The sequence below is a fragment of the Janthinobacterium sp. P210005 genome (assembly GCF_036231865.1).
Classification (GTDB): domain Bacteria; phylum Pseudomonadota; class Gammaproteobacteria; order Burkholderiales; family Burkholderiaceae_D; genus Janthinobacterium; species Janthinobacterium kumbetense.
This window is the reverse complement of sequence record NZ_JAZARC010000009.1, coordinates 151620-178451: the sequence shown is the minus strand read 5'-3', so window position 1 is coordinate 178451 and position 26832 is coordinate 151620. Positions and strand designations below refer to the sequence as shown.

Here is a 26832-nt window from a genome sequence, read left to right as displayed (position 1 = left end):
AACCTGCTGCGCATCGCGATTTGCCGCCTCCGATGCCCACTGCCTCGGCGGCCCCGTGCCTGCGCACAGTTCCGCGTCTCGACACAATGGGGGCGCCGAACCTCTCTTGTGCTCGCTACGGTTTTATCAGGCGTTCTCAACGGGGAAAACAAGGGTAAACGTCGTGGCGGCCGCGTCGGACGCCACGCTCGCGCTGCCGCCATGCAACTGCATGATGGCCGTGACGATGGCCAATCCTAAGCCGGTGGAAGCGGCCGAATCGCTGCGGGCCGGGTCGGCGCGGTAAAAGCGCTCGAACAGGTGCGGCAGGTGGCGCGCGGGGATGGCGGGACCGAGGTTGCTCACGCTCAATTCCACACCCTCGTTCGTCGCGTGCGAACGCAGCAGTATCGTGCTGCCGGGCGCCGCGTGGCGGATGGCGTTCGACAGCAAATTGCCCAGCGCGCGGCGCAGCAGTTGCGGCTCGGCCGTCACCGCGCCGCTGCCGTGGCAAGCCAGCGCCAGCTCCCGCTCTTCGGCCAAGCCTTCAAAGAAATCGGCCAGCCTTAAAAACTCGTCCTGCACGGGCAAGACTTGCTTGACGAGCACCATTTCATCCTGCTGCGCCCGCGCCAGGAACAGCATGCTGTCGATCATGCGCGACAGCCGCTCCAGCTCTTCCACATTCGACGACACCAGCTGTTCATACTCGTGCGCACTGCGGGGCCGGGCCAGCATGACCTGGCTTTGCCCCAGCAGATTGGTGACGGGCGTGCGGAATTCATGCGCGAGATCGGCGGAAAACTGCGACAGCCGCGCATAGCCTTCCTGCAGCCGCGCCAGCATGGCGTTCAGCGCCTGGATCAAGGGCAAGAGCTCCGTCGGTGCCCCGCGCGCATCGAGTTGCTGCTCCAGCTTGCCCGGCCGCACGAGAGCCGCATGCGCGGCGATATTGCGCAGCGGCCGCAATCCCCGCAACAACATCACGCTGGCCAGCAAGGCCGCCACCAGCGCGCTGACGGCCACCGATACGACGATCTGCCAGCGGTAGGCGGCAAACATGGCCGTGCGGTCGCCATAGACCCGGGCGACGGAAATGTCGGCCATCTGCGCGGGATCGCCGATGCGCGCGCTGGCCGCCACGACCCTGGCCGGATAACCGTCGCGGCTGATCCAGCTGACGATGTCGCCGGCCGTCACGGGGACATCGACGGCCACGGGAACAGCATGCGCCACCATCTCGCCGTGCGGGTTGACATCGATCAAACGCGTGCCATCGGCGCGCACGATGCGCACCAGGGAATTCTCTTGCCCGCTCATGGTGTCGCGGAAATACTGGGGCCGCTCGCGGATGATATCGAGGGTGCCCGCATTGCCCAGCAACTGCTGGATTTGCCGCAGTTTTCCCAGCAATAAAATGTCGTCGCGGCGCTCGATTTCCGCCACAAATGAACGGTACAGATGCATGCCCAGCCCGGCCGACACGAGCGCCACGATCAGCACGAACACGAGCGTGACGCGCAGGGTCAGCGAGCGGCGCAGTTGCGAGAATTTCATGCGCCGGCGCCGCTGTCGGGTACGGTCGGCGCGCGCAATTCGCAGACATAGCCCATGCCCCGCAAGGTGTGGATCAGCTTGGGTTCGAAGGGGTCGTCGAGCTTGCTGCGCAGGCGGCGGATGGCCGCATCGATGACGTTGGTGTCGCTCTCGAAATTGATGTCCCACACTTGCGAGGCGATGATGGAGCGCGACAGCACTTCGCCCTGGCGCCGCGCCAGCAGATGCAGCAAGCCGAATTCCTTGGCCGTCAGGGTGATGCGCTGGCCTTGCCGGCTGACCTTGCGTTTCATCACATCGATTTCCATGTCGCCGATGCGGATGACGTCGTCTTCACGCGGTGGCCCGCGCCGCAACAGGGTGCGGATGCGCGCCACCAGTTCGGCAAATGCAAACGGTTTCACCAGGTAATCGTCGGCGCCCAGTTCCAGCCCTTTCACGCGGTCCTGCACCTCGTCGCGCGCCGTGAGGAAAATCACGGGCACATCGGCGCCGCCCTCCTGCAGCCGCAGCGCGCGCAAGACTTGCCAGCCATCCATGATGGGCAGCATGACGTCGAGCACGATCAGATCGGGCGCCTCGCTGCCGGCCATGTGCAGGCCGTCGCGGCCGTTGCGCGCCAGGCTCACCGTGAAACCGGACTCGGCCAGGCCGCGCAACAGGTAGTCGCCCGTCTTCGGTTCGTCTTCAATGACCAGGATGCGCATGGCGGCTTTCTAATGGGAATATGAAACCATTTTACGCCGCACGCACGCCGCCGCGGATGATAAAAATGTCATGCGGCGATCATCTTCCCGTAGGGCAAGCCTGGCCATACTGGCGTCATCTTGTTTCCTGGACGCCACATGAAAGCCCTTATTTTTGGCAGTACCCTGCTGTGCCTGCTGGCCAGTCCCGCCCACGCGCAATTGCGCAATATCAATGACCTGTCGCTGGCGGCGGCCAACAAGCTGGCCAGCGCGGCCATGGCCGCGTGCCAGGCGCAGGGCCGGCACATCGTCGTCACCATACTGGACCATGGCGGCAATGTCGTCGCCGTGCAGCGCGCCGACGGCGTCGGACCGCACAACACGGAAGCCAGCCGGCGCAAGGCGTACACGGCCTTGTCCACCAAAAACGATACCTATGCGCTGGCCGTGGCGGCCCGCAACAATCCGGACATGAGCAATTTGACCACCGTGCCGGAACTGTTGCTGCTGGGCGGCGGCTTGCCGTTGATGGCACAGGGGCAAGTGGTTGGCGCCGTCGGCGTCGCCGGTGGCGGTGGCGCCCTGCAAGACCGTGCCTGCGCCCAGGCGGCGCTGGCCGCCCTCCCTGAACTCGATTCCACCCCACCTTGAAAGCAACAACGATGACCTGTCTGAAAAAAATCACCGCCGCCCTGGCCTTCGCCAGCCTGTCCAGCACGGCCCTGGCCGCCGCCAATCCCTTGAGCGTGCACATCCTCGACCTGCAAAGCGGCCAGCCGACGGCGGGCGTGACGGTAACCCTGGAGCAAAAGAAGGGAGATGACTGGAAGCAATTGAGCAGCGCCGTGACGAATGCGCAGGGGCGCATCGCGGCCATGTATCCGGCCGATACGCCCTTGCAGGCGGGCGATTACCGCATCGTGTTTAAAACAGGCGAGCACTATGCGCGCCTGAAACAGGAAACTTTTTTCCCGGAAATCCCCGTGCAATTTCACGTGGAGAAGACCGACCAGCACTATCACATTCCCTTGCTGCTCAGTCCTTTCGGTTTTTCCACTTACCGGGGAAACTGACCGTCGATCACGCCACCGTCTTCGCCGTCTGTCCGAACAGCACGCTTTTCGCGTCGCCGCTGACGGTCGGCTGCACATTGATTTCGGCCGCCCGCGCATACGCGCGCACGGTGGCGGGACGGGCGGCAATGGCCGCGAACCAGCGCGCCAGGTGCGGGAAATCTTCCAGCTTCTGGCGCTGGCGGGCGTGCGGCACGATCCACGGGTAGATCGCCATGTCGGCGATGGAATAGTTGTCGCCAGCCACGAATGCACGGTCCGCCAGGCGCTTGTTCAGCACGCCATACAGCCGGTTCGTTTCATTCACGTAGCGCGTGATGGCGTACTCGATGGGTTCGGGCGCATATTGCACGAAATGGTGGTTTTGCCCAGCCATGGGGCCCAGGCCGCCCATTTGCCAGAACACCCACTGCATGACTTCGGCGCGTCCGCGCACGTCGTCCGGCAGGAATTGCCCGCTTTTCTCGGCCAGGTATTGCAAAATGGCGCCCGACTCGAACAGGGACAGCGGCGCGCCGCCATCTGCCGGCGCCTGGTCGACGATGGCGGGGATGCGGTTGTTCGGCGCGATGGCGAGAAACTCGGGCTGGAACTGTTCGCCCTTGCCGATATGCACGGGAATAATGTTGTAGGGGATGCCCGCTTCTTCCAGGAACATCGTCACTTTGTGCCCGTTGGGCGTGGTCCAGTAATACAGGTCGATCATCGTGGTCTTTCCAGGTAGATAAGTAGGGCAGGCGGCCTCCGCATCACTATTGTCGCGCCGCAACTGATATGCATGGATATAATGCCACGTAAGCGAAAAACAAGACGGCGCCCAAGCGAGGCAAGCGCCCACTCGCGCCGTCACGCAGGCATCCCGACATTCCAGAGCACAAACAAAGAAAGCCGACCATGCGCAAACTCCTGATCGTCACGCTGTCCGTCCTGCTGTCAGGCTGTGTCCAGGACTTCGCCATCTATATGTTCGATGGACAAGACCATTCCCTGACCGTGCGCCGCCAGCAACGTTATTTTTGGCAAGATACGGTGGAAGTGCAGCTGATGGCGACCAATTTGCCACAATGCCAGCGCCTGCATACCTTGTCGACGGATGCGCCGGCCGACATCACCGTCGAGCTGTTTGCGGCCGGCGACGGCATCTGGAATATCCGCATGGGCAAGCAGCTGTGGCAGGCGGAAACGAATACCTGCAATGAGCTGACGGAAATGGAAAACGACCCGAAAGCCGACCTGGGCCAGCCGATCGGGCAATTCATGGTCGTCGATGACAAGCTGGAATTCGAACCGGCGCCGCAAGCGGCGGCGCCCGCCCAGTAAGTCCTGAACGAAACCCCTAGCGCGCCGCCAGGCTGCGCAGCGGCTTTTTCGCCACGGCGCGTGGCGCGCCAGCCGAGCTTGCCGCCAGGCGCGGCGCCGTCCCCGATTCCTGCGCCGACAGCTTGAAGCGCGCCACCAGTTGCGCCAGCACGGCCGCCTGGTCTTGCATGCTCGACGCCGCTGCCGCCGCCTCTTCCACCAGTGCCGCATTTTGCTGCGTCACGCTATCCATCTCCGTGATTGCCTGGTTGACGTGGCCGATGCCCGTGCTTTGCTCGTGCGAGGCGGCCGTGATGTCGGCCATGATGTCGGTCACGCGCGAAACGGAAGCGACCACCTGATCCATGGTCGTGCCCGCCTGTGCGACGAGGGTGCTGCCGGCCGCGATGCTGTCGACGGAAGCGCCGATCAATTCCTTGATTTCCTTCGCCGCGCCGGCCGAGCGTTGCGCCAGATTGCGCACTTCCGACGCCACCACGGCAAAGCCGCGTCCCTGCTCGCCCGCGCGCGCCGCTTCCACGGCCGCGTTCAAGGCCAGGATATTCGTCTGGAAGGCGATGCCGTCGATGACACCGATGATGTCGACGATCTTGCGCGACGAAGCGTTGATGGTATCCATGGTGCCGATCACTTGCGCCACAACGGCACCGCCCTGGCGGGCCACGGCGGAAGCGGACTGCGCCAATTCATTTGCCTGCACGGCGTTGCCCGCGTTCTGCGTCACGGTCGACGTCAATTCCTCCATCGAGGCGGCCGTTTCTTCCAGCGAACTGGCTTGCATTTCCGTGCGCGCCGACAAGTCCATATTGCCGCTGGCAATCTCGCTCGATGCCGTGGCAATCGTCTCGGCGCTGTGGCGGATTTCGCTGATCGCATCGACCAGGTTGGTCTGCATGGTTTTCATCGCGTACAGCACGCTGTGGCGGTCGTTGGCATGCGTGCGCACGACGCCGCTCAAATCGTTATTCGCGATCTTTTCCGCCACGTCGGCCGCATACTCGGGATCGCCGCCCAGCGCATGGCGCAGGCTGCGGTTGATCACCACGACGACGGCCGCCAGCAAGCCGCATACCAGTACCAGCACGCCCAGCGAGGTGAGCAGCGACTGGCGGAAGGCCGCATCGATATCATCCATGTACACGCCCACCACCAGGGTCCAGGCCCATGGCTTGTAGGCCACCACACGGCTCATCTTCGGTTCGGGGGTTTTCTGGCCGGGACGGGGGAAATAATAGTGGACGAAGCCCTTGCCCGCATCGCTCTTGCCGACGGTAACGATGTCGCGGTACAGATAAGTACCGTTGGCATCTTTAAAATCCGACATGTTCTTGCCGTTCGTTTGCGGCGCGGCGGGATTCATCACGACGACGGCATCGAGGTTGATGATGGACAAATAACCGGTCTCGCCGAAACGCATGCTCTTGATGACGGCCGTGGCCTGCTTCTGCGCTTCTTCCTTCGTCAGGGCGCCGCTGGCGGCCAGGTCGCCGAACATCTTGACGGCGCCCAGGCCCAGGTCGGCGGCATTGCTCAGGTCGGCGCTGCGCTCTTCGATGCGGATCTTGCGCACTTCCAGGGCGTTATAGACAAAAATAACGGTGATGCACAACAGGCTGCAAATCAGGGGAATCCATAACTTTTGCTGGAACGTCAATTTCTTCATGCTGTGTCTCCAACTATCTATTTGCGGCAAAGGGGCGTGGCCCGCTTCCAGCTCGGCTGGCCAGGAATGCGGCGGCGACGGTGCTCTGGCGGCACCGTTCAGACTGCTTCAGCATACGCTCGAACGACCGATATTTACAATGCCGGGAAGCAATGAATTTTGCCCAGTGTTGTTAATGCGTTGCGACAATTGATGAGAATTGATGGTGCGTTGCAATAAAATTGGGGCCAGCGGCCGCCGTTCTTTTACGCTACAGTCACTCCCATTCCCCACCGCGCAAGGAGTTCCATGTCCACCACCATGAGCTGGCAAGGCTTTGCCATCCTGTCGGCCGTGTTCGCGGCCCTGACGGCCATCCTGGGCAAGCTGGGCGTGGCCCACCTGAACAGCAACATGGCCACCTTGATACGCACGGGCGTCATCCTGCTGGTGACGGCGGCCATCATCTCGCTGCGCGCGGAATGGCAGCGGCCCGCCGGCGGCAACTGGGTGGGCTGGACCTGCCTGATCGCCTCGGGCGTGGCCACGGGCTTGTCGTGGCTATGCTATTTCCGCGCGCTGCAGCTGGGGCCCGTGTCGCTGGTGGCGCCCGTCGACAAGCTCAGCGTGGCGCTGGTGATGCTGGCTGGCTGGCTGGTGCTGGGCGAACCGTTCACGCTGAAAGGGGCCCTCGGTGGCGGCCTGATCGTGCTCGGCTCGCTGATTTTGCTGCTGTGACGCATTCCACGGCACGCGGCGGCGCGCCTGTGTCAGAATGCACGCCGCATAGATCGAATCACGAAAGAACAGCATGACCAAGAATGAAGCCATGAAACGCATCAACGACCGCCTGGGCAAACCCACCCTGACGGACAAGAACACGCACTTTGCCAGCGTCGCCAGCTATGGCACGGACGAAGGCTGGTGGCTGAAGATCCCCTTCCTGACGTTCAAGCAGGAATTGCACTTCATCCTCAACAATGAAAAAACGAAAAGCTTCCAGCACCTGAAAATCGGCGCCAACCAGATCCTCAGCCCCGGCATGAAGTTCCGCAGCACGGGCGGCGCGGCCGACGCCTTCATGTCGGCCTCGGCGCCGAAACGCCTGGTCGACTTGCTCGACGGCGGCAGCAAGTACAACTTCACCAAGCATTTTATTAATGACTACCGCTACTGATGCGCAGCCGTGCTGCCGCCGCCCGGCGGCAGTTGCGGCGGCAGCCACGCCCTGAGCAAATGCTGGGCGATGTCGAGCGCATCGTCGCGGCTGGTGCCGAAATGCAGGGGATAGCCCCAGAACTTGCCAAATAGAACGGCAAAGGCCTTGCCGGCCAGGCGCTTGGCGGCGCTCGGTTCGATCAACACCATGCCCTGGATATACGCGCGGATGGCGGCCTTGTTCTGCTTCATCCACAGCGATGCGCGCTTGCGCTCCGCCTGCGGGTGTTCATGCCCGCCCTCGTCAAAACCTTCTTCGCTGAGGATGACAAACGCCTGCCGGCGGGCCAGCAGCGCGTCGAACTGGGCAAACAGCACATCGGCCTGGGTACCTGCCGCGCCGTCGCGGCGCATCCAGACGAGGGGGAATGTGGAAAAATCGAGTTGCATGGGATGACTCCTTCAAGGGGGTTGCCGTTCCTCCTCACCTTCATCAGAACACTGGCGGCGGCGGTTGCCGTGGAAGCGGGGCTGCGGATGCCCATACGATAGCGTTGGCAGTGCTGCGCGTCATTGCATAAAATAGCCACAATATTATTCAATCCAGCCAAAGTCTTCCCATGCCCCATCCCCTTTTGCCCAGCATGCTGACGGCCCGCCTGGGCCTGGACGACGACGCCTCCATCCTCGATTTCGATGTCGATGGCGTGCTGCGTCCCTTGCTGGCCGTGGGCCTGGCCAGCGTGCGCGAGGATGCGGAGCAGGCGCCGCACCAGCACCGCAAGGGGCAGCTGCTGTATGCCACGCGGGGCGTGATTCATTGCGAGGTGGAAAGCGGCGTGTGGATCGTGCCGCCCCAGTGCGCCGTGTGGATACCGGGCGGCCTGATGCACGCGGCGCAGGGCGTGGGCGAGGCGCAATGTTATTGCCTGTTTGTCGAGCCAAGCATGGCGCCGGCCTTGCCCGCCGTCTGCTGCACCGTGGCCGTCTCGCCATTGCTACGCGAACTGATCGCCAAGGCGGCCGGTTTCCCCACCCTGGCCGCGCTGCAGGGCGCGCAGGAACGCCTGGTGCTCACCCTGCTCGATGAATTGGCGGCCGCTCCCGTGGAAGACTTGCATTTGCCGATGCCGCGCGATGCGCGGCTGCGCCGCCTGGCCGCCCTGCTGCTGGCGCAGCCTGCCGATAAACGCACCCTGGCCGAGTGGGCCAGCCGCATCGGCATGAGCGAGCGCAGCATGACCCGGCAATCCCTGGAGGAAATGGGCATGAGCGTGGGCCGCTGGCGCCGGCAATTGCACGTCATCCTGGCCTTGCAACGGCTGGCGCAAGGGCGCAGCGTGAAAGCCGTGGCGCTGGAACTCGGCTATGAAAATACCAGCGGTTTTGTCACCATGTTCCGCAAGGCGGTGGGCAAGCCGCCGGCCCGCTACCTGGCGGAACGGGAATCCAGGAGAATATAAAAACGCATAAAAAAAGGCGGCATATGCCGCCTTCGTCTTGCATTGTCGCTTAAATCATCACACTTCGCGCGCCAGCGCCAGGAACTCCGTGCGCAGCGCCAGGTTCGGCTGCATCTCGCCCAGCATGGCCGAGGTGATGGTTTCTTCGCCCGGCGTGCGGATGCCGCGGCTTTCCATGCACAGGTGGCGGCAGCGTACGACCACGCCGACCGACTTCGGTTCCAGCACTTCCATCAAGGCATTGGCGATCTGCATCGTCATACGCTCCTGCACTTGCAGGCGCTTGGAGAAGCAATCGACGAGGCGCGTCAGTTTCGACAGGCCGACGATCTTGCCGTTGGGCACGTAGCCGATGGTGGCCTTGCCGAAAAACGGCGCCAGATGGTGTTCGCAATGGCTGTAGACGGGGATGCCGCGCACGACGATCAGCTCGTTGTACTGTTCCGCGCCATCTTCAAAGGCTTTCAACAAATCGACCGGGTCCTGGCCATAGCCGGAGGTCCAATGTTTCCAGGCTTTTGCCACGCGCGCCGGCGTTTCCAGCAAGCCAGGACGCTGCGGATCTTCACCAAAGCTGCTGATGAGCCGGCGCCAGTCGTTTTCGGAGAATTCTTGAGACATGCTAAACCACCCTAAAATTTGCAATTGCCGCCAGTATATAGAAAATGCGGCAAGCTGCCTGAGCAGCCCCCGCTTTACGGCACTGCCGGCGGGCGGTGCGCCTGCACCAGCAGCGCGGAAATCGACACGCTGGAACTCGCTTCCGGCCAGGCATCGCCGGGGCCGAACCAGCGCGCCTCGGCGATCTCGTTCTCGTCGAGGCGGATCTCGCCATCGAGGTAATCGGCCGTAAACGCGATCATCAGCGAATGGGGAAACGGCCAGGATTGGCTCATGAAGTACTGCAGGTTATGCACGCGCAAGCCCACCTCTTCCATCACTTCGCGGTGCACGGCTTCCTCGATCGATTCGCCCGCTTCCAGGAAACCGGCCAGGGGACTGAAACGCTGCGATGGCGAATGCTTGTGCATGGCCAGCAGCACTTGCTCGCCCTTGCGGATGAGTACCATCATGGCGGGCGAAATGCGCGGATACGCGAGCATGCCGCAGGCGGCGCAGGTGAAACAGCGTTCGCCGCGCGTGCGCTGCATGGGCGTGGCGCACACGCCGCAATGACGGTGCGTGCGCGCCCACTCGGCCAGCTGCGCGGCGCGGCTGGCCAGGCCCAGGAAAGCATCGTCGACGGCATGGAACAGCGAGCGCATGCCGTGCCAGGCCAGGGGGCCGTCGGCGGGCAAGGCCTCGTCATCCGTCCAGACGGTCCGGCAATAGCGGCCCTGCCACAAGCCCACGGGCTGGGCGCGGCTCAGGTCGATATCGAGCGCGGCCGCCTCGACAGCAGTGGGCAGGGTCAGCTCGGGCGTGCGCAACAATAAACGCCCGCGGTGAAAGACGAAGGTGAGCGTGTCGGCTGCCGCCGGGGCCGGTTCGGGAGGATCGATCAGGGGGACGAAGGCATCGGGTGTCTGCAGCATGCTTGGCGGAAATTTGTAAAGGTTGCTCATCATACTCCCGCTGCCGGACGCCTGCGCGCGTAGCAGCGGCCATGCAGCAAAGCAAGCATTCATGGGCCATGACAGTGTTTTTTTTACGGCACACCCAATCCGTTGCGTAAACGAGACTGATAACGATTCTCATTTACGAATTAGCGCCCAATAATTACAATGTCTGCCAACCCGTCCATCGCCAGCCACTTGCCCGCTTGCCACAGCACAGCGTCGCGCAGCCAGCCAGGAACCACTACCCTGACCTTATCGAGAGAGCAAGATGGCAATCAAGAGCCGCAAACACGTCCAATCCCGTTTCAACCAGCACATCGGCGCCGCCCTGGCCGTGATGCTGCTGCCCGTTGCCGCCCAGGCCGCCGATCCGGCCGGTCAGAGCGCGCCTGCATCGCAGCAAACCCTGAACGAAGTCAAGGTCATTGGTTCCAAGGAAAATGATTTCAAGGCCGAGAAAGCCTCGTCGCCGAAATACACGGAAGAGCTGGTCAACACGCCGCAAACCATCGTCGTGATCAAGAAGGAATTGATCGAACAGCAAGGCGCGCTGACCCTGACGGATGCGCTGCGCAACACGCCGGGCGTGGGCACTTTCTTCCTCGGTGAAAACGGCAACACGAACACGGGCGACGCCGTCTACATGCGCGGTTTCGATTCGTCCGGCAGCATCTATGTCGATGGCGTGCGCGACGTGGGCTCCATTTCGCGCGACGTCTTCAACATCGAACAGATCGACGTCTTGAAGGGCCCGGCGGGCACCGACAGCGGCCGCGGCTCGCCGACCGGCTCGATCAATCTGGTCAGCAAGACGGCCACTATGGAAAACAAATTCAATTCGCTGCTGACGGCGGGCAGCGGCAAGCAGAAACGCGCCACGGCCGACTGGAACCGCATCCTCGACAGCGATACGGGCACGGCCTTGCGCCTGAACCTGATGACGCAGGACAGCGGCAACCCGGCACGCGATGAAGTCAAGAACAAGCGCTGGGCCTTCGCGCCCACCGTCACCTTCGGCATCGGCAAGCCGACGCGCATCACGGCCAGCTACCTGCACGTGGATCAAAACAACGTGCCCGACGGCGGCGTGCCGACCATCGGCTTGCCTGGCTACTCGACGCCGGACGTTCCAACGAAGGATCAACCGATCATCCGCAGCTTCCTGAACAGCGCCGCCAGGGTCGATCCGAAGAATTTCTACGGTTCCACCTCGGACTACGACAAGATCAAGGCCGACATGGGCACCTTGCGCATCGACCATGATTTCTCGCCCAACGTGCAGCTGCAGAACACCACGCGCTACGGCAAGACCCAGCAGGACTACCTGCTGACGGCCTTCATGGGCAGCATGGGCAACCTGAAGACACCGGTCACCACCGATCCGTCGACCTGGACGCTGGAGCGCTCGCTGCGCACCGTGAAGGACCAGGAAAACACGATCCTGACCAACCAGACCGTGGTCAGCGCGCAATTCGACACGGGCGTGCTGAAGCACTCCGTGGTAGCCGGCGCCGAGTTCATCAGCGAAAAACAGACCAACTACAGCTATGTGCCCGCCACCCTGGGCACCTTGCCGGCAGCGAACCTGTACCACCCGAATCCGCGCGACACCGTCACCGGCCATAACCCCGTGCGCAGCGGCGCTTTCAGCGAACGCGAAGTCAACACGCAAAGCCTGTATGTATTCGACACCATCAAGTTCGGCGACAAGTGGCTCTTCAACGGCGGCGTGCGTTTCGACCATTTCAACACCACGTATGACGCCGTCGCCCTGCAAGCGGCCGTAGCCAAGGACCAGGTGCAAAAATTGCCGGTCGGTACGCCTATTCCCACCCACCTGACCCTGAGCGACACCCTGGTCAACGGCAAGATCTCGGCCATGTACAAGCCGACGCCGGAGAGCAGCGTATATGCCTTGCTGGCCACGTCGAAAGCGCCACCGGGCACTAACAGTGACCTCAGCACCGCCGCCAGCAGTGCGCAAAACCCGAAATATGACCCGCAGGAAACCATCACCAAGGAAATCGGCACCAAGTGGGACTTCCTGAAGCAAAAACTGTCGCTGTCGGCCGCCGTCTACCAGACCACCGTCAAGAATGAAGTGGAGCAAGATCCTGTCATCTCGACCATTTATTACCAGACCGGCAAGAAGCGCGTGCAAGGCCTGGAACTGGGCGTGGTGGGCGAGATCATGCCGAACTGGCTGGTCAGCGCCGGCTATACCCGCATGAATACCAAGGTCGAGTCGAACAAGGTCTTCACGGCCAGCGGCGAGAAGAGCCTCACCTACACGCCAAAACAGGCGTTCACCAGCTGGACTTCGTACACCCTGCCGTTTGGCCTGAAGATCGGCGGCGGCGCGCGTTACGTGGGTGAAATGCTACGCGGCACCGACGGCGCCGTCGGCACGCCGGCCCGCGTGGATGCCTATTGGGTCTTCGACGCCATGGCAACCTACACCGTCAACAAAAACCTCGACGTGCAGTTGAACGCCTACAACCTGGCCGACAAGACCTATGTGGCGGCCATCAACAAATCCGGCTTCCGCTACACCCCGGGCCAGCCACGTTCGTTCAGTCTGACGGCGAATATCAAGTTCTAACGTCAAGAGAACACGCATTGCGTCACATCAAGCCCCTCTTCGGAGGGGCTTTTTTATTGTCCTGATAATCTTGTCTTTTTGGCGCACCGCCGCCCTGCCACGACTAGCGTATGAAAAGTCATACAGCGATATCCCATCGCGTCCAATATTTCGCGCAAGCACGCCAAGTTGCGACATCTAAACAACAAAAAAGCTTCCTTAAATCAACAACTTAAGAAGTTAGGTTCCAAATTCCCATTTCAGGCATATCCTTTGCTATGTACAGGTTTTGCTGCAAATAATCGCTGGCACGCAAGGGCTTGTTTTTGAGAAATATTGACTCCAAGCTTGAGTTGCTCGCTATCAATAATCCGCTCACAGCGGCGTTTCACCGGAGGAGTCAAAATGAAAAAGAAACGGCCATTAACCCTGTACATCCTGATTGCCATGATCCTCGGCATTGCCGTGGGCTATGGATGCAACACCGCTTTCCCTGATGCCAAGCTCAGCGCTCAAATCGCTGGCAATATTTCCATCGTCACCGACGTCTTCCTGCGCCTGATCAAGATGATCATTGCGCTGCTGGTGTTCTCCACCCTGACCGTCGGTATCGCCCACATGGGCGACGGCAAGACGGCGGGCCGCATCGGCCTGAAAGCCATGTGCTGGTTCGTGGTGGCCTCGCTGGTGTCGCTGGCGCTGGGCATGGTGCTGTCGAACCTGATGCAGCTGGGAACCAACCTCGGTTTGCCATTGCCGGACATCCACGCGTCGACCAATCTGAAAACGGCCGCCTTCACCTTGAAAGATTTCTTCACGCACCTGGTGCCGAAGTCGCCGATCGAGGCCATGGCCAACAATGAAATCCTGCAAGTACTGGTATTCTCGATCTTCTTCGGCGGCGCACTGGCCGGCCTGGGCGAATCGGGCAAGACCCTGACGGCCGTCGTCGACCAACTGGCGCAAGTCATGCTGCGCATCACCGGCACCATCATGAACCTGGCCCCGCTGGCCGTGTTCGCCGCGATGGCTTCCGTCATCACCACCCACGGCCTGGGCGTGCTGGTCACGTTTGCCAAGTTCATGGGCGGTTTCTACGTAGGCCTGCTGTGCCTGTGGGCCCTGCTGATCGGCGCCGGCTTCGTGGTCATCGGCCCGCGCATCTTCAAACTGGTCGGCCTGATCCGCGAACCATTCCTGCTGGCATTCTCGACGGCCAGCTCGGAAGCGGCCTATCCAAAACTGCTGACGGCGCTCGACCAGTTCGGCGTGGACCGCAAGATTTCCAGCTTTGTGTTGCCAATGGGCTACTCCTTCAACCTCGACGGTTCGATGATGTACTGCACCTTTGCCGTGCTGTTCATTGCGCAAGCCTACGGCATCGACCTGTCGATCGGCACCCAGATCACCATGCTGCTGCTGCTGATGCTGACCTCGAAAGGCATGGCCGGCGTGCCGCGCGCCTCGCTGGTGGTGATTGCCGCTACCCTGAACCAGTTCAATATTCCGGAAGCGGGCTTGCTGCTGTTGATGGGCGTCGACCAATTCCTCGACATGGGCCGTTCGGCCACCAACGCGGTCGGCAATGCCGTCGCCACGGCCGTCGTCGCCAAGTGGGAAGGTGGCCTGGCCACCGAGGAAGAAGCCGCCGCGGCCAACGCGGCCAGCCTGAACACGGAAAGCCATTGGGGCGAAGCGGATCACGCTAGCAAAGCCTGATAGCGCCATGGCCCGCCACAAGCGGGCCATTTATTTGTTGTCGATGTTGAGTAACAAGCAGTCAGGTAGTGCGATCAGTAGTCATTCCAACTTATTAGAGAGATTTTCATGAAAAAAGTCCTGTTTACCCTGCTGACCCTCGGCGCAGCCTCCACTGGCGCCATGGCCCAATCGAGCGTGACCATCTACGGCGTGGCTGACGCCGGCCTGGTGTTCGACAAGGATGCGGCTGGAGACCGCCTGAACCGCGTCGCTTCCGGCGTCGCTTCCGGCTCGCGCATCGGCTTCAAGGGCAAGGAAGACCTGGGCGGCGGCCTGGCCGCTACCTTCGTGCTGGAAAGCGGCTTCAATATCGACACCGGCACCTCGGGCCAGGGCGGTCTGCTGTTCGGCCGCCAGGCATATGTCGGCCTGACCGGCAGCGCCGGCGCCGTCACCCTGGGCCGCCAATATTCCCCGTACTACCTGGCCCTGCGCGACGTGGCCGATCCGTTCGTCATCGGCCTGGCCGGCACGGCATCGAACCTGATGGTGACGAATATCCGCGTCGATAACATGGTGCAATACACCACGCCGACCTATAGCCACCTGTCGGCCGACCTGGCGTATGGCTTTGGCGAAGTAGCTGGCGACAATGCGAAAAACCGCAGCATGGGCGGCGCCGTGCATTACATCGACGGTCCGCTGAACGTGACCCTGACGCACCACCGCAAGGAAAATGCGCTGGCGACCCAGCAAACGCGCAACACCCTGCTGGCCACGCGCTACGACTTTGGCGTGCTGCAAGGCAACTTCGGCTACGCCGACAACCGCGCCCTCGACAACAGCAAGAGCAACGACATCCTGGTCGGCTTCAGCGCACCGTTCGGCGCCACCAAGCTGGTCGCGTCCTACATCCGCCACAACGACAAGAGCAATGCCAACCGTGACGCCCAGCAATGGGCCATCGGCGCCTTCTACGCCCTGTCCAAGCGCAGCGACCTGTACACCGGTTACGGCCACATCAGCAACAAGAACGGCGCCACCTTCGTCGTCGGCAATGCCACGGACAATGGCACTGGCAACAGCGGCTTTAACCTGGGCATGCGCCATACCTTCTAAGGACGTCGAGCTGTCCGTGACATAGAAGTGTGAGCCGCCGGATGCATATCCGGCGGCTTTTTCTTTTTACGCAATATTTAAATGCGATACTGTGGGTTCTTGCAAGTTGGCAGCTGATTTTATGAATAGCAGTACTACGAAACCCTCCCTTTCCTGGCGCCAGCGCCTGTCGCAACGGTCGGGCCGCGAAACGCTGGCCTGGGGCGTGGTGCTGGCCGCCTGTCTGGCCACCGTCTGGCTCGTGTATTTCTGGACCGAACGCATCGCCATCGGCAAGCTGCAGGCCAGCGGCGCGCAGCGCCTCGAGGTATATGTCAGCAGCCTGGAAAATGCGCTGGAGAAATACGACTTCCTGCCCAAGACGCTGGAACTGAACCGCGACGTCATCCGCCTGCTGCAGCATCCGGAAGACCCGGTGCTGGTCGATACGGTCAACCATTACCTCGAGCAAATGAATGCTCAGGCGAAATCATCGACCATTTTCATCAGCAACCTCGACGGCAACACGCGGGCCGCCAGCAACTGGCAGCAGCCCGACAGCTTTATTGGCGACAATATCTCGTTCCGCCCCTACGCCCAGGACGCCCTGCGCGGCACGCCGGGCCGCTTCTATGGCGTGGGCACGACGCGGCTCGAGCCCGGTTATTTCTTTGCCCACGGCATCTACCAGAATGGCCACATGCTGGGCCTGGCAACGGTGAAGGTGAACCTGGAAAACCTGGAAAAACGCTGGGTGCAGGGCGCCGACAAGGTCATGCTGGCCGACGAGCACGGCGTGATATTCCTCAGCTCCATGGCGGACTGGAAATACAAGACCCTGGCGCCGCTGTCGCCCGCCATCGTCGAGGAACTCAACCGCACGCGCCAGTATTATTCGAAGCAGCTGGCAGCCATCCCCTTCGTTTCCGACCGCCAGCTGGGCAATGGCGCCCGCGTGATCAGCGTGCGCGAGCAGGAACACGCCGACACGCCGCCGAAGATCAGCTCCAGCGTCATGACGCAGATCAAGCTCAAGTCCCCGCAAGGCTGGACGTTTATTTACCTGTCCGACCTGGCGCAGGCCAAGGCCAGCGCGCGCGCGGCGGCCGCCTTCTCTTGCGTGCTGCTGGGCTTTTTCATGTTGCTGTTCTTTTACCTGCGCCAGCGCCGCGCGGCCGTGGCGCAAAAATTGCGCGCCCGCGAAGACTTGCAGCATGCCTATGACAACCTGGAAGCCATGGTCGAGGAACGCACGTCGGAACTCAATGCCATGACGCAAAGCCTGAGCCAGGAAATCGACGTGCGCAGCAAGGCCGAGCAAAAACTCCACATCACGCAAAACGAACTGTTTCAAGCTGGCAAGATGGCCGTGCTGGGGCAAATGTCCGCCAGCATCACGCATGAACTCAACCAGCCGCTGACGGCGCTGCGCACCATGTCCGACAATGCCGTCATCCTGCTCGAACGGGGACGGCTCGACGACGCGCGGCGCAACTTGGCGAAGATCTCGCAAATTGCGGCCAGGATGGGGACCATTACGGGTCAATTGAAGATTTTTGCACGCAAGTCGACCACCAGCCTGACCTCCGTGTCGATCCCCACGGCGATCAGCAACGCCCTGTTCCTCGTCGAACGCCGGCTGCAGGTGGAAAATGTGCGTTTTACTTTGCAATTGCCGCCCGAAGACATCTTCGCCATGTGCGAAAGCAACCGCCTGGAACAGGTGCTGGTGAACCTGTACGCCAACGCGCTCGACGCCATGAACGGCAGCGACGTGCGCAGCCTGCGCGTGGCCGTCGAATGCACGCAGGAGCACGTGCTGATCCACGTGGCCGACACGGGACCTGGCCTGTCGACGGAAGTGTGCGAACACCTGTTCGAACCGTTCTTCACCACCAAGCCGCAAGGCCTGGGGCTGGGACTGGGGCTGGCCATTTCCGAACAGATCACGCGCCAGTTCGGCGGCGTGCTGCGCGCCGAAAACGCCCCCGGCGGCGGCGCCATCTTCACCATCGAACTACAGATTGCAACGCAGGAGGAAAAACATGTTTGACGGCTTGAAGGTCTTGCTGGTCGAGGACGACCCCACCGTACGCGAAGGCAGCGAGCAGGCGCTGCAACTGGCCGGCCTGGACGTGCTGGCGTTTCACTCGGCCGAGCTGGCCTATAAACTGCTGACGCCGGATTTCCCCGGCATCGTCGTCAGCGACGTGCGCCTGCCCGGCATGAGCGGCCTGGAATTGCTGCAGGCGGTCAAGACGCTGGACGCCAACCTGCCCGTGATCCTCGTCACGGGCCACGGCGACATTACGATGGCCGTGCACGCCATGCGCACGGGCGCCTACGATTTCATCGAAAAACCGTATTCGTCCGAGCAACTGGTCGACGTCATCCTGCGCGCGCTGGAAACGCGGCGCCTGACCCTGGAAGTGCACAGCCTGCGCCGCCAACTCGAGGACGGTGGCGGCATCGAAGCGCGCCTGCTGGGCAATTCCGTGGCGATGCGCGACATACGGCGCCTGATACTCGACGTTGCCGACGAACCGGCCGACGTGCTGATCTATGGCGACACGGGCACGGGCAAGGAAATGGTGGCGCGCTGCCTGCATGACTTCAGCCACCGCCGCAAGCACAACTTCGTCGCCGTCAACTGCGGCGCGATTCCCGAAAGCATTTTTGAAAGCGAAGTCTTCGGCCACGAACCGGGCGCGTTCACGGGCGCAGCCAAGCGGCAGGTGGGCAAGATCGAGCACGCGGATCAAGGCACTTTCTTCCTCGACGAAATCGAATCGCTGCCCCTGTCCCTGCAAGTCAAATTGCTGCGCGTGTTGCAGGAACGCTATATCGAGCGCCTGGGCTCGAACGTGCCCACGCCCGTCGACGTGCGCGTCATCGCGGCGGCCAAGCTGGACCTGGAAGACTTGTCGCAGCAACAGAAATTCCGCAGCGACCTGTACTACCGCCTGAATCTGATCGTGCTGCATCTGCCGCCGCTGCGCGAACGACGCGAGGACATTCCCATCCTGTTCGAACACTTCGTGCTGGCCGCCGCCGCCCGCTACAACCGCGCCGCGCCCGTCGTCTCCAGCGCGCAGATGCGCAACCTGATGGCACATTCCTGGCCCGGCAATGTGCGCGAGCTGCGCAATATCGCCGACCGCTTCGTGCTGGGCATCGCCGGCGGCGCCTCGAGCTTGCTGGCGGCCGGACTGGCCAGTCCCCTGTCGCTGGCGGAACAGGTCAACGGCTTCGAACGCGCACTGATCGAACAGGAACTACGCGCATATTCCGGCAACGTCAGCGAAGTGAGCGCAGTGCTCGGCTTGCCGAAGCAAACCTTGTACCACAAGATGCAGAAGTACAACCTGGTGGCCGAAGAGTTCCGCTGATCAGCCGACCCGGCCCGTGCGCAAGGGCGTGACCCAGTCTGGCCGCCCGTTCGCCAGCGCCAGCCGGGCCGCCTTTTCCCAGTCATATGCCACGGCGTGCAACTGCGCCGTCCAGGCACCATCGGCACCCTGCTCGGCGATCGCATAGCGCGCATGCGGCGTGCCGTTTTCCATCACGTGCGGATAACCATGGTCATCGTCGTAGGCTTGCAAGCCCACGCTGCCCGGATTGACGACCAGCCGGCCATCGGGCAAGCGCACCTGGCGCGGCATGTGCGTGTGGCCGCACAGGATCAGGGCCGCGTCCGTCGTCCCCGCGCGCTCGGCTACCTCTTCCGGCGTGGCGGCGCGGCTGCCTTGCGGCGTGACGCTGTCGAGAAAATACACGAGATCGCTTTGCGGCGTGCCATGCACGAGCAGCACATCCTTGCGCAAGCGCAAGGTGGCAGGCAGGGCATTGATCCACGCGAATTGTTCAGGCAGCAGTTGCGCGCGCGCAAAGGCGTCCGACACGCCCATGCGGGCCGGGTCGCCGAACAATTGCCGCTCGTGGTTGCCGCGGATGGTGGGCAAGTCCAGCCCCATCAGGCGCGCCGCCGTGGCGCGCGGCTGCAGATGGCCCGAGACGATATCGCCCAGGTTGACGATCACGTCCACGCCACGCAGGGCGATGTCGGCCAGCACGGCTTCGAGCGCATCGAGGTTGCCGTGGATATCGGAAATGGCGGCGATTTTCATGATGTGACTCCCTCCCGTGCGCACCATTCTGCGCGCGTCAGCCGATACAGGCAATGCGTGCGCAAACGGTGGCCAGGCGGCAGGGCCGGATGCTCGAACGTGGCCGCATCGCGATGCATGCCCAGGCGCCCCATCAGCGCGCTCGAGCGCACGTTGGGCAAGGCGGTGAACGAGACGATTTCCGGCAATTGCAAATGGGTAAAACCCGCCTGCAAGGCGGCCTGCGCCGCTTCCTGCGCGTAGCCTTTGCCCCAGTAATCGAAGGCCAGGCGCCAGCCGATTTCCACGCATGGCGAGCACGGCAATTGCGCGTCGGGAATATGCAGTCCCGTCATGCCGATGAAGGTATTGTTTTCGCGCAAGGACACAGCCCACCATCCCCAACCCCGCTCGGCGATGAGGCCGCGGCAACGCTGCGCCACGGCGTCGCTGGCCTCGCGCGATAGGGTAGCGGGAAAGCAGGCCATCACGCGAGGGTCCCCATTCAGGGCCGCAAATGGCGCCAGGTCGCTGTCGCGCCATTGGCGCAGCAGCAAGCGCGGCGTCGTCAGTTCGATGATCTGTTGCATGTTTTTTCCTCTCTTGACTAATGGTGACATCGGGTAGGACAAGTCCGACGGCCAGTTGCGTCGTGCGGCTACGTGATCCAAAAGTAACAATTGCTACCATTTCCTCATTGCATTACCGCATCACGCCAGCCGCCCCGACGTCGCGGCCCGTTCACTTTATTTTGAGGAGTAGCCCCATGTTTGCCACGCCCGTCCCCGCCCGCCTGACCCCGCCACGTTTGCGCCATCTTGCCTTGCGCAGCACCATGATGCTGGGCGTGCTGGGCGTCGCCACGGCCGCCGCCACGGCGCGGGCGGAACCGTCGCCCGCGCTGGATCGCGTCAGTATCTCGGTAGGGGCGTTTTCCGCCGATCCGCGCATCAATATCGGCGCCGACACGCAGTTTGGCCGCATCGATGCGCCCGAATCGAAGCAAAGCCACACGACCATCCCCCGCATCAAGGCGGACTTGCTGATCGGCGACCGCCATGGCCTGGCATTCGACTACTACCGTTACGACAAATCCTACACGCCAAGCCTGACAGGCGACACCATCATCAATGGCCAGCCCGTCACGGGCACGGCCACGGCGAATGCCGATTTAAAACTGGACCTGGCCAAGCTGGCCTATAAATGGTGGCTGGGCAGCGGCAACGACACCTTCGGCATCGGCCTGGGCGCCGCCTACTACCACGCCAGCCTGAACGGCACGGCCACCGGCATCGTCAATGGCGAGACGGCCACGGCGCGCGATTCCATCGGCGAGCACGCGTTTGCGCCGCTGCTGGAAGTGGGCTGGCGCCATGCGTTTACACCGGACTTGCGCATGTACGCGGAAGCGTCGGGCATCAAGAAAAACGGCGGGCGCATCAACGGCCACATCTACGGCGGCAATATTGGCGTGGAATGGTTTCCGTTCAAAAATATCGGTTTCGTGGCCGACTACGGCATCTCGAAAATCAAGCTGCACCGCGACAGCGAACGCGATGCCGACCTGAACGTGCGCCTGACGGGGCCGTCGGCGTATGTGAAAGTGCGCTTCTAAACGCGCTCAAGCCGCCGGTTTCAGCACGGTCAGCTGGAACTGCGGCAAGGCAGGGTCGTCATACGCCTCGACCCTGGCAAACGGCAGACGCGCAAACGCGTGACGCCAGAACGCGCAGGCAGCGGCATCGTCGCGAAACGTCGCCACCAGCCACGTCTGCGCGCTGTCCAGCAGCACCCTGCGCAGCACTTCCAGCGCCACGCCCCGGCGCCGGTATTTCTTCAGGATAAAAAAGTCGCTGAACTCCTGCACCGGCAGCTCACCCGCCATGCCAGGTTCCGTGAGGAAAAAGCCGGCCAGTTCGCCATCGACCTCGATCCAGCTGGCCGTGTGGCCGGCCGCGTGCACATACGACGCCAGTCCTGCGTCGCACACGTCATAGTGGCCATCGGCCAGCAGCGCCTCGCCGCTCCAACTAGCATTGTCGTAACAATACAGCTGGAACAGCCGGGCCAGCGCTGCCTCTTCGCCAGGCACGATGGCGCGCAAAGTCATGTTTCCCGGCGCTGCACGCATATCCCCACCCTTTCCGCACCATGGCGTCATTGAAGCTGGCGAGTGTAGCACCGGGGCATTCATCCCGCCCCTCCGGTATTTCATCCCTGCATTTCCTTCCTTGGTCACAAAACCGTTTTTCCCTCAAGTTGCCTATATACCATCCCCTTTCATTAACGTCCGCCATGGCGGTTGATAAAAACAAGGGTGATCCCCTTTCACAGGCCGGCAGGCACGCCTCTGCCGGCGTTTAGACCCACGTCCTGGAGAGTGCTGCATGCTAAAGATCAAACAGCTGAACAAAACGTATGCGAATGGCGTCAAGGCCATCAACAATGTCAGCCTGGAGATTCCCAACGGAATGTTCGGCTTGCTGGGGCCTAACGGCGCGGGCAAGTCCTCGCTGATGCGCACCATTGCGACATTGCAAGATCCCGATAGCGGCAGCATCCATTTCGATGGCGTCGATGTGCTGCAGGACAAAGCCGGCCTGCGCCGCCAGCTCGGCTATCTGCCGCAGGATTTCGGCGTGTATCCGAAGGTCAGCGCGGAAACCCTGCTCAACCACTTTGCCGTTTTGAAAGGCTTGACGGAGAAGGGGCCGCGCAAGGAAGCCGTGGAAGCCCTGTTGCAGCAAACCAATCTGTGGGAAGCGCGCAAGCGCAACCTGGGCACGTATTCGGGCGGCATGCGCCAGCGCTTCGGCATCGCCCAGGCGCTGCTGGGCGCGCCGCGCCTGGTGATCGTCGATGAGCCGACGGCCGGCCTGGACCCGGACGAACGCAACCGTTTCCTGAACTTGCTGGCGAAGATCGGCGAGCAGGTGGTGGTGATCCTGTCGACGCACATCGTCGACGACGTGACGGATCTGTGCCCGCGCATGGCCATGATCGTCAAGGGGCAAGTGCTGGTGCAAGGCGAGCCGCAGGCGGCCATCGACACCCTGCTCGGCAAGGTGTGGCGCCGCAGCGTCGGCATGGACGAGCTGGCGCAGTACCAGCAGTCGCACAATGTGCTGTCGACGCGCCTGGTGGGCGGCAAGCCGCAAATCAATGTGTATGCCGACAGCCAGCCCGACAGCGGCTTCGTGCAGATCGCCCCGGACCTGGAAGACGTGTACTTCTTGCATGTGCGCAACGCTGCCCGCAACGGCGCCGCCGTTCCCGCTGCGGCACCGTCCGCCGTCGCGGCGTAAGGAGCGCGCCATGTGGAAGGAATTTTTCAAGTTTGACCTCGGCTATCAGCTGAAACAGCCGCTGCTGTGGGTATTTGCCGTCATCCTGGCCTTGCTGGCCTTTGGCGCCAGCAGCAGCGATTCGATCCAGATCGGCGGCGCCATCGGCAACATCAACCGCAATGCGCCCACCGTGGTGGCGCAGCTGCTGACGATGTTCAGCCTGCTGTCGATGTTGCTCATCACCATCTTCATTGCCGGCGCCGTGCTGCGCGACAGCGAAGTGGGCATGGCCGACATGCTGTTCGCCACGCCCATGCGCAAGTGGGATTACCTGTTCGGCCGCTTCGCCGCCGGCTTTGTCGCCTGCCTGGTCATCTTCGCCTGCATCGCCTTCGGCACCATGCTCGGCCCCCTCATGCCCTGGGTCGATGCGCAGCGCGTGGGCGCGTTCCCGCTGCAGGCGTATGCATGGAGCTTCGCCGTGATGGTGATCCCCAACCTGCTCTTCATCGGTGCCCTGCTGATGCTGCTGGCGGCCACCACGCGCTCGATGATGCTGGTCTACGTGGGCGTGCTGGGCTTTTTCGTGCTGTGGGGCACGGCCGGCGCCTTTACGCGCGACATCAACAACGAATGGATCGCCGTCCTGCTCGACCCGTTCGGCATGCGCGCCCTGGGCCGCATGACGCGCTACTTCACGTCCGCCGAAGCGAACGCGGGGCTGCCGCCGTTTGCCGGCTTCCTGCTGGCCAACCGCCTGCTGTGGCTGGGTATCACGGCGGTGCTGTTCGCCGCCACCGTGATCCTGTTCAAGCCGCAGCGCACGGGGACGGGAAAACGCCTGTTCGGCAAGCACAAGGCCGAAACGAGCGGCCCCGCCGTCACGGCGCCGCGGGACCTGCCGCGCAGCGTCCCCACCTTGACGTCCGCGACGGCCTGGCGCCAGTGGTGGCAAATCCTGCGCTTCGACGCCGTCGGCGTCTTCAAGAGCCTGCCCTTCCTCGTCATGCTGCTGTTCGGCATGATCAACCTGATCGCTGCCGCGAATGTCGGCAAGAACATGTATGGCACGGCCGTGTATCCGATGACACATTTGCTGTTGCAGCAGATTAGCAACAGCTTCAGCTTCCTCCTGATCATCATCGTCACCTTCTATGCGGGCGAACTGATCTTCAAGGAACGGCAAGCGCGGATCGCCGACGTCAGCGACGCCATGCCCGTGCCCGACTGGGTTCCCCTGCTGGCCAAATGCACGGCCCTGATCGGCGTCATCGCCGGCTACCTGCTGGCGGGCGTCCTCACGGCCATCGGCTTCCAGCTCGTCAAGGGCGGCGCGCCCGTGGAACTGGGGCTGTACCTGAAAGGCACCCTGCTGGGCGCCCTCTTCTTCGTGCTGATGGGCTTGTGCGCCCTTACCCTGCAAGTGTTGTCGAATAACAAGTTCATCGGCTACCTGCTGGTGATCCTGCTGATGGTGGCGCAAGCCGTGCAGGGCATGCTGCACTTCGAACACAATCTGTACGCCTTTGGCGGCACGCCGGCCATCCCGTATTCGGACATGAATGGCTATGGCCACTTCTTGACGGGCTGGGCCTGGTTCGCGCTGTACTGGAGCCTGTTTACCGTGGCCCTCGTCATGCTGGCGCAGGCGTTCTGGGTGCGCGGCCTGCCGAACGGCTGGCGCGCGCGCCTGGGCCTGGCCCGCCAGCGCCTGCAGGGCCGTGCAGGCGCCGCGCTGGCCGTGGTGCTGCTGTGCTGGGCAAGCACGGGCGGCTGGATCTTCTACAACACGAACGTGCTGAACAAGTACGAGACGTCGAACATCCGCATGGACAAGCAGGCGCGCTACGAAAAACTGTACCAGCGCTACCAGCACTTGCCCCAGCCGAAGATCACGGATGTCCAGGCCAATGTGGATATTTATCCTGAGCAACGTAAAGTCTTGATCAAGGGCCATTATGTGCTGCAAAACAAGACGGCGCAGCCGCTCGATACCCTGCGCATCCAGCTCGACCCGCAACTGAAGACGACGTGGTTGAACTTGCCCGCGCACAAGGTCGTACTCGACGACAAGGAGCTCGGTTTCAGCATCCTCAAGCTGGCGCAAGCGCTGGCGCCCGGCGCCACCCTGCCGCTGGACTTTACGGTGGCCGTCACGCACCAGGGCTTCACCAACAGCGGCGCGCCGGACCAGGTCAACCTGAACGGCAGCTTCTTCAACAACCAGGCTTATTTCCCCCACTTCGGCTATGCGAAGGAAATGGAATTGCTTGACCGTAATGAACGCCGCAAGCGGGGCCTGGGCGAACCGCAGCGCATGGCCAAACTGGAAGACACGTCCGCGTATGGCAACACGGTGCTGGGCGGCGATGCCGACTGGATCCATTTCGACACGACGGTGTCCACCAGCGGCGGGCAGATCGCCCTGGCGCCCGGCTATCTGCAAGGCAGCTGGGAAAAGGATGGGCGCCGCTATTGCCGCTACAAGATGGACCAGCCGATGTTGCCGTTCTTCGCCTACCTGTCGGCGCGCTGGGAAGTCAAGAAAGGCGCGTGGCGCGGCTTGCCAATCGAAATCTATGTCGACAAGAAACACGGCTACAACACGGATCGCATGATCACGTCCGTGCAAAAGTCGCTCGACTATTACAGCACCGAGTTTACGCCCTACCAGCACAAGCAGGTGCGCATCCTGGAATTCCCCGGCTACCAGAGCTTCGCCCAGTCGTTTGCCAATACGATTCCGTATTCGGAAGGCATCGGCTTCATCGCCGACCTGCGCAACAAGGAAGACATCGACTATGTGTTCTACGTCACGGCGCATGAAATGGCGCACCAGTGGTGGGGCCACCAGGTGATCGGCGCCAATGTGCAGGGCGCCAGCATGCTGATGGAATCGCTAGCGCAATATTCAGCCTTGATGGTGATGGAAAAGGAATACGGCCGCGACAAGATGCGCCGCTTCCTGCGCTATGAACTGGACCGCTACCTGAGCGGACGCGGCGGCGAAGCCATCGAGGAATTGCCGCTGGCGCGTGTTGAGGGACAGCAATACATCCACTACAACAAGGGTAGCCTGGTGTTCTACCGCCTGCGCGACGAGCTCGGCGAAGCCGCCCTGAACCGTGCCCTGAAACGCTATCTGCAAGACAAGGGTTACCAGCAGGCGCCGTTCACCACGTCGTCGGAATTGCTGGCCTATATCCGCGCCGAAGCACCGCAGGACAAGCAAGCCCTGATCACGGACCTGTTCGAGAAAATCGTGTTCTACGATAACCGCGTCACGCAAGCGACGGCCGTCAAGCGCCCGGATGGCCAGTGGGATGTCACCATGCAACTGCACCTGGCCAAGCTGGAGTCCGACGGCAAGGGCAAGGAAAGCCCGCGTGCCTACGACGAACCGGTGGAGATCGCCATCTTCGCGCGCGCGCCGGGCGCCGGGGAGAAGGACGAAAAAGTCTTGTTCACCGACAAGCGCATGTTGTCGGGCAGCGACCCCGTGCTCACCATCACGGTGAAGGAAAAACCATTTGAAGTGGGTGTCGATCCGTACAACAAGATGATCGACCGGGTCTCGCGCGATAACCGCAAGGAAGTCAGCGTGAATTAAGGCTGCAAT

General features: G+C 62.3%; 24 protein-coding genes. 14 read left to right on the top strand and 10 right to left on the bottom strand.

All coding sequences use genetic code 11. From position 1 onward, the window contains the following. Window positions 1-126: 126 nt before the first annotated feature. Together VPH40_RS27510 and VPH40_RS27505 are read right to left on the bottom strand one after the other, a co-directional pair. Window positions 127-1536, bottom strand: coding sequence for a heavy metal sensor histidine kinase (locus tag VPH40_RS27510; protein ID WP_305054717.1), 1410 nt, complete (start codon window positions 1534-1536; stop codon window positions 127-129). Then, window positions 1533-2243, bottom strand: coding sequence for a heavy metal response regulator transcription factor (locus tag VPH40_RS27505; RefSeq protein WP_289919929.1), 711 nt, complete (start codon window positions 2241-2243; stop codon window positions 1533-1535). Before VPH40_RS27505 ends, VPH40_RS27510 begins: the two co-directional genes overlap by 4 nt. A gap of 138 nt (window positions 2244-2381) precedes the next feature. Here VPH40_RS27505 and VPH40_RS27500 point away from each other — a divergent pair, with 138 nt between their 5' ends. Both VPH40_RS27500 and uraH read left to right on the top strand, forming a co-directional pair. After that, complete coding sequence (locus tag VPH40_RS27500; protein ID WP_328575002.1) at window positions 2382-2876, top strand: GlcG/HbpS family heme-binding protein; 495 nt, start codon at window positions 2382-2384, stop codon at window positions 2874-2876. Between the two features lie 11 nt (window positions 2877-2887). Next, window positions 2888-3298, top strand: coding sequence for a hydroxyisourate hydrolase (gene uraH, locus VPH40_RS27495; protein ID WP_328575001.1), 411 nt, complete (start codon window positions 2888-2890; stop codon window positions 3296-3298). 7 nt (window positions 3299-3305) lie between these two features. Here uraH and VPH40_RS27490 read toward each other — a convergent pair whose 3' ends face one another. Next, the gene (locus VPH40_RS27490; protein WP_328575000.1) at window positions 3306-4004 is read right to left on the bottom strand and encodes a glutathione binding-like protein; all 699 of its coding nucleotides are present in this window, start codon (window positions 4002-4004) and stop codon (window positions 3306-3308) included. Between the two features lie 188 nt (window positions 4005-4192). On the opposite strand from VPH40_RS27490, the gene VPH40_RS27485 reads away from it, so the two are divergent. After that, complete coding sequence (locus VPH40_RS27485) at window positions 4193-4618, top strand: hypothetical protein (protein WP_328574999.1); 426 nt, start codon at window positions 4193-4195, stop codon at window positions 4616-4618. 16 nt (window positions 4619-4634) lie between these two features. Here the strand turns inward: VPH40_RS27485 and VPH40_RS27480 are convergent, their stop codons facing one another. Beyond that, window positions 4635-6281: a methyl-accepting chemotaxis protein gene (locus tag VPH40_RS27480; RefSeq protein ID WP_289900508.1), complete on the bottom strand. Its 1647-nt coding sequence runs from the start codon at window positions 6279-6281 to the stop codon at window positions 4635-4637. A gap of 288 nt (window positions 6282-6569) precedes the next feature. Here VPH40_RS27480 and VPH40_RS27475 point away from each other — a divergent pair, with 288 nt between their 5' ends. Both VPH40_RS27475 and VPH40_RS27470 read left to right on the top strand, forming a co-directional pair. Beyond that, window positions 6570-6998 (top strand): EamA family transporter, encoded by a 429-nt coding sequence (locus VPH40_RS27475; RefSeq protein ID WP_218965295.1) that lies wholly within the window; start codon window positions 6570-6572, stop codon window positions 6996-6998. Window positions 6999-7071: 73 nt separating this feature from the next. Continuing rightward, on the top strand, window positions 7072-7437 hold the full coding sequence (locus tag VPH40_RS27470) for a hypothetical protein (protein ID WP_046683244.1): 366 nt from the start codon (window positions 7072-7074) through the stop codon (window positions 7435-7437). Here the strand turns inward: VPH40_RS27470 and VPH40_RS27465 are convergent. After that, complete coding sequence (locus VPH40_RS27465) at window positions 7431-7868, bottom strand: hypothetical protein (RefSeq protein WP_077398163.1); 438 nt, start codon at window positions 7866-7868, stop codon at window positions 7431-7433. The two genes, VPH40_RS27470 and VPH40_RS27465, sit on opposite strands and share 7 nt — an antisense overlap. Before the next feature lie 194 nt (window positions 7869-8062). Here VPH40_RS27465 and VPH40_RS27460 point away from each other — a divergent pair, with 194 nt between their 5' ends. Beyond that, window positions 8063-8881: an AraC family transcriptional regulator gene (locus VPH40_RS27460; RefSeq protein WP_442906697.1), complete on the top strand. Its 819-nt coding sequence runs from the start codon at window positions 8063-8065 to the stop codon at window positions 8879-8881. A gap of 57 nt (window positions 8882-8938) precedes the next feature. On the opposite strand, the gene folE is transcribed toward VPH40_RS27460, so the two are convergent. Together folE and nudC are read right to left on the bottom strand one after the other, a co-directional pair. Beyond that, on the bottom strand, window positions 8939-9502 hold the full coding sequence (folE, locus tag VPH40_RS27455; RefSeq protein ID WP_099666133.1) for a GTP cyclohydrolase I FolE: 564 nt from the start codon (window positions 9500-9502) through the stop codon (window positions 8939-8941). A 74-nt stretch (window positions 9503-9576) separates the two neighbouring features. After that, the gene (gene nudC, locus VPH40_RS27450) at window positions 9577-10416 is read right to left on the bottom strand and encodes an NAD(+) diphosphatase (protein ID WP_328575027.1); all 840 of its coding nucleotides are present in this window, start codon (window positions 10414-10416) and stop codon (window positions 9577-9579) included. A 292-nt stretch (window positions 10417-10708) separates the two neighbouring features. On the opposite strand from nudC, the gene VPH40_RS27445 reads away from it, so the two are divergent. The 5 genes from VPH40_RS27445 (at window position 10709) to VPH40_RS27425 (ending at window position 19209) form a co-directional block, all read left to right on the top strand. Beyond that, window positions 10709-13042 (top strand): catecholate siderophore receptor Fiu, encoded by a 2334-nt coding sequence (locus VPH40_RS27445; protein ID WP_328574997.1) that lies wholly within the window; start codon window positions 10709-10711, stop codon window positions 13040-13042. A 384-nt stretch (window positions 13043-13426) separates the two neighbouring features. Further along, the gene (locus VPH40_RS27440) at window positions 13427-14740 is read left to right on the top strand and encodes a dicarboxylate/amino acid:cation symporter (protein WP_077398166.1); all 1314 of its coding nucleotides are present in this window, start codon (window positions 13427-13429) and stop codon (window positions 14738-14740) included. 108 nt (window positions 14741-14848) lie between these two features. Beyond that, window positions 14849-15841, top strand: a complete 993-nt coding sequence (locus VPH40_RS27435; RefSeq protein WP_328574996.1) for a porin — start codon at window positions 14849-14851, stop codon at window positions 15839-15841. A 121-nt stretch (window positions 15842-15962) separates the two neighbouring features. Continuing rightward, window positions 15963-17873 (top strand): sensor histidine kinase, encoded by a 1911-nt coding sequence (locus VPH40_RS27430; protein WP_289900512.1) that lies wholly within the window; start codon window positions 15963-15965, stop codon window positions 17871-17873. After that, entirely contained in the window at window positions 17866-19209 is a 1344-nt protein-coding gene (locus VPH40_RS27425; protein ID WP_077398169.1) for a sigma-54-dependent transcriptional regulator, read from the top strand. Before VPH40_RS27430 ends, VPH40_RS27425 begins: the two co-directional genes overlap by 8 nt. Here the strand turns inward: VPH40_RS27425 and VPH40_RS27420 are convergent, their stop codons facing one another. Continuing rightward, window positions 19210-19947: a metallophosphoesterase family protein gene (locus VPH40_RS27420; RefSeq protein ID WP_328574995.1), complete on the bottom strand. Its 738-nt coding sequence runs from the start codon at window positions 19945-19947 to the stop codon at window positions 19210-19212. It abuts the gene before it with no gap. After that, the gene (locus tag VPH40_RS27415) at window positions 19944-20516 is read right to left on the bottom strand and encodes a GNAT family N-acetyltransferase (RefSeq protein WP_305063428.1); all 573 of its coding nucleotides are present in this window, start codon (window positions 20514-20516) and stop codon (window positions 19944-19946) included. Before VPH40_RS27415 ends, VPH40_RS27420 begins: the two co-directional genes overlap by 4 nt. A 176-nt stretch (window positions 20517-20692) precedes the next feature. Between VPH40_RS27415 and VPH40_RS27410 the strand changes: the two genes are divergently transcribed. Further along, window positions 20693-21541: a hypothetical protein gene (locus tag VPH40_RS27410; protein ID WP_099666128.1), complete on the top strand. Its 849-nt coding sequence runs from the start codon at window positions 20693-20695 to the stop codon at window positions 21539-21541. A gap of 6 nt (window positions 21542-21547) precedes the next feature. On the opposite strand, the gene VPH40_RS27405 is transcribed toward VPH40_RS27410, so the two are convergent. Further along, window positions 21548-22036 (bottom strand): GNAT family N-acetyltransferase, encoded by a 489-nt coding sequence (locus tag VPH40_RS27405; RefSeq protein ID WP_328574994.1) that lies wholly within the window; start codon window positions 22034-22036, stop codon window positions 21548-21550. Between the two features lie 277 nt (window positions 22037-22313). On the opposite strand from VPH40_RS27405, the gene VPH40_RS27400 reads away from it, so the two are divergent. Together VPH40_RS27400 and VPH40_RS27395 are read left to right on the top strand one after the other, a co-directional pair. Continuing rightward, the gene (locus tag VPH40_RS27400; RefSeq protein WP_328574993.1) at window positions 22314-23231 is read left to right on the top strand and encodes an ABC transporter ATP-binding protein; all 918 of its coding nucleotides are present in this window, start codon (window positions 22314-22316) and stop codon (window positions 23229-23231) included. 10 nt (window positions 23232-23241) lie between these two features. Continuing rightward, on the top strand, window positions 23242-26823 hold the full coding sequence (locus VPH40_RS27395; RefSeq protein WP_328574992.1) for an ABC transporter permease/M1 family aminopeptidase: 3582 nt from the start codon (window positions 23242-23244) through the stop codon (window positions 26821-26823). The last annotated feature ends 9 nt before the right edge of the window (window positions 26824-26832 follow it).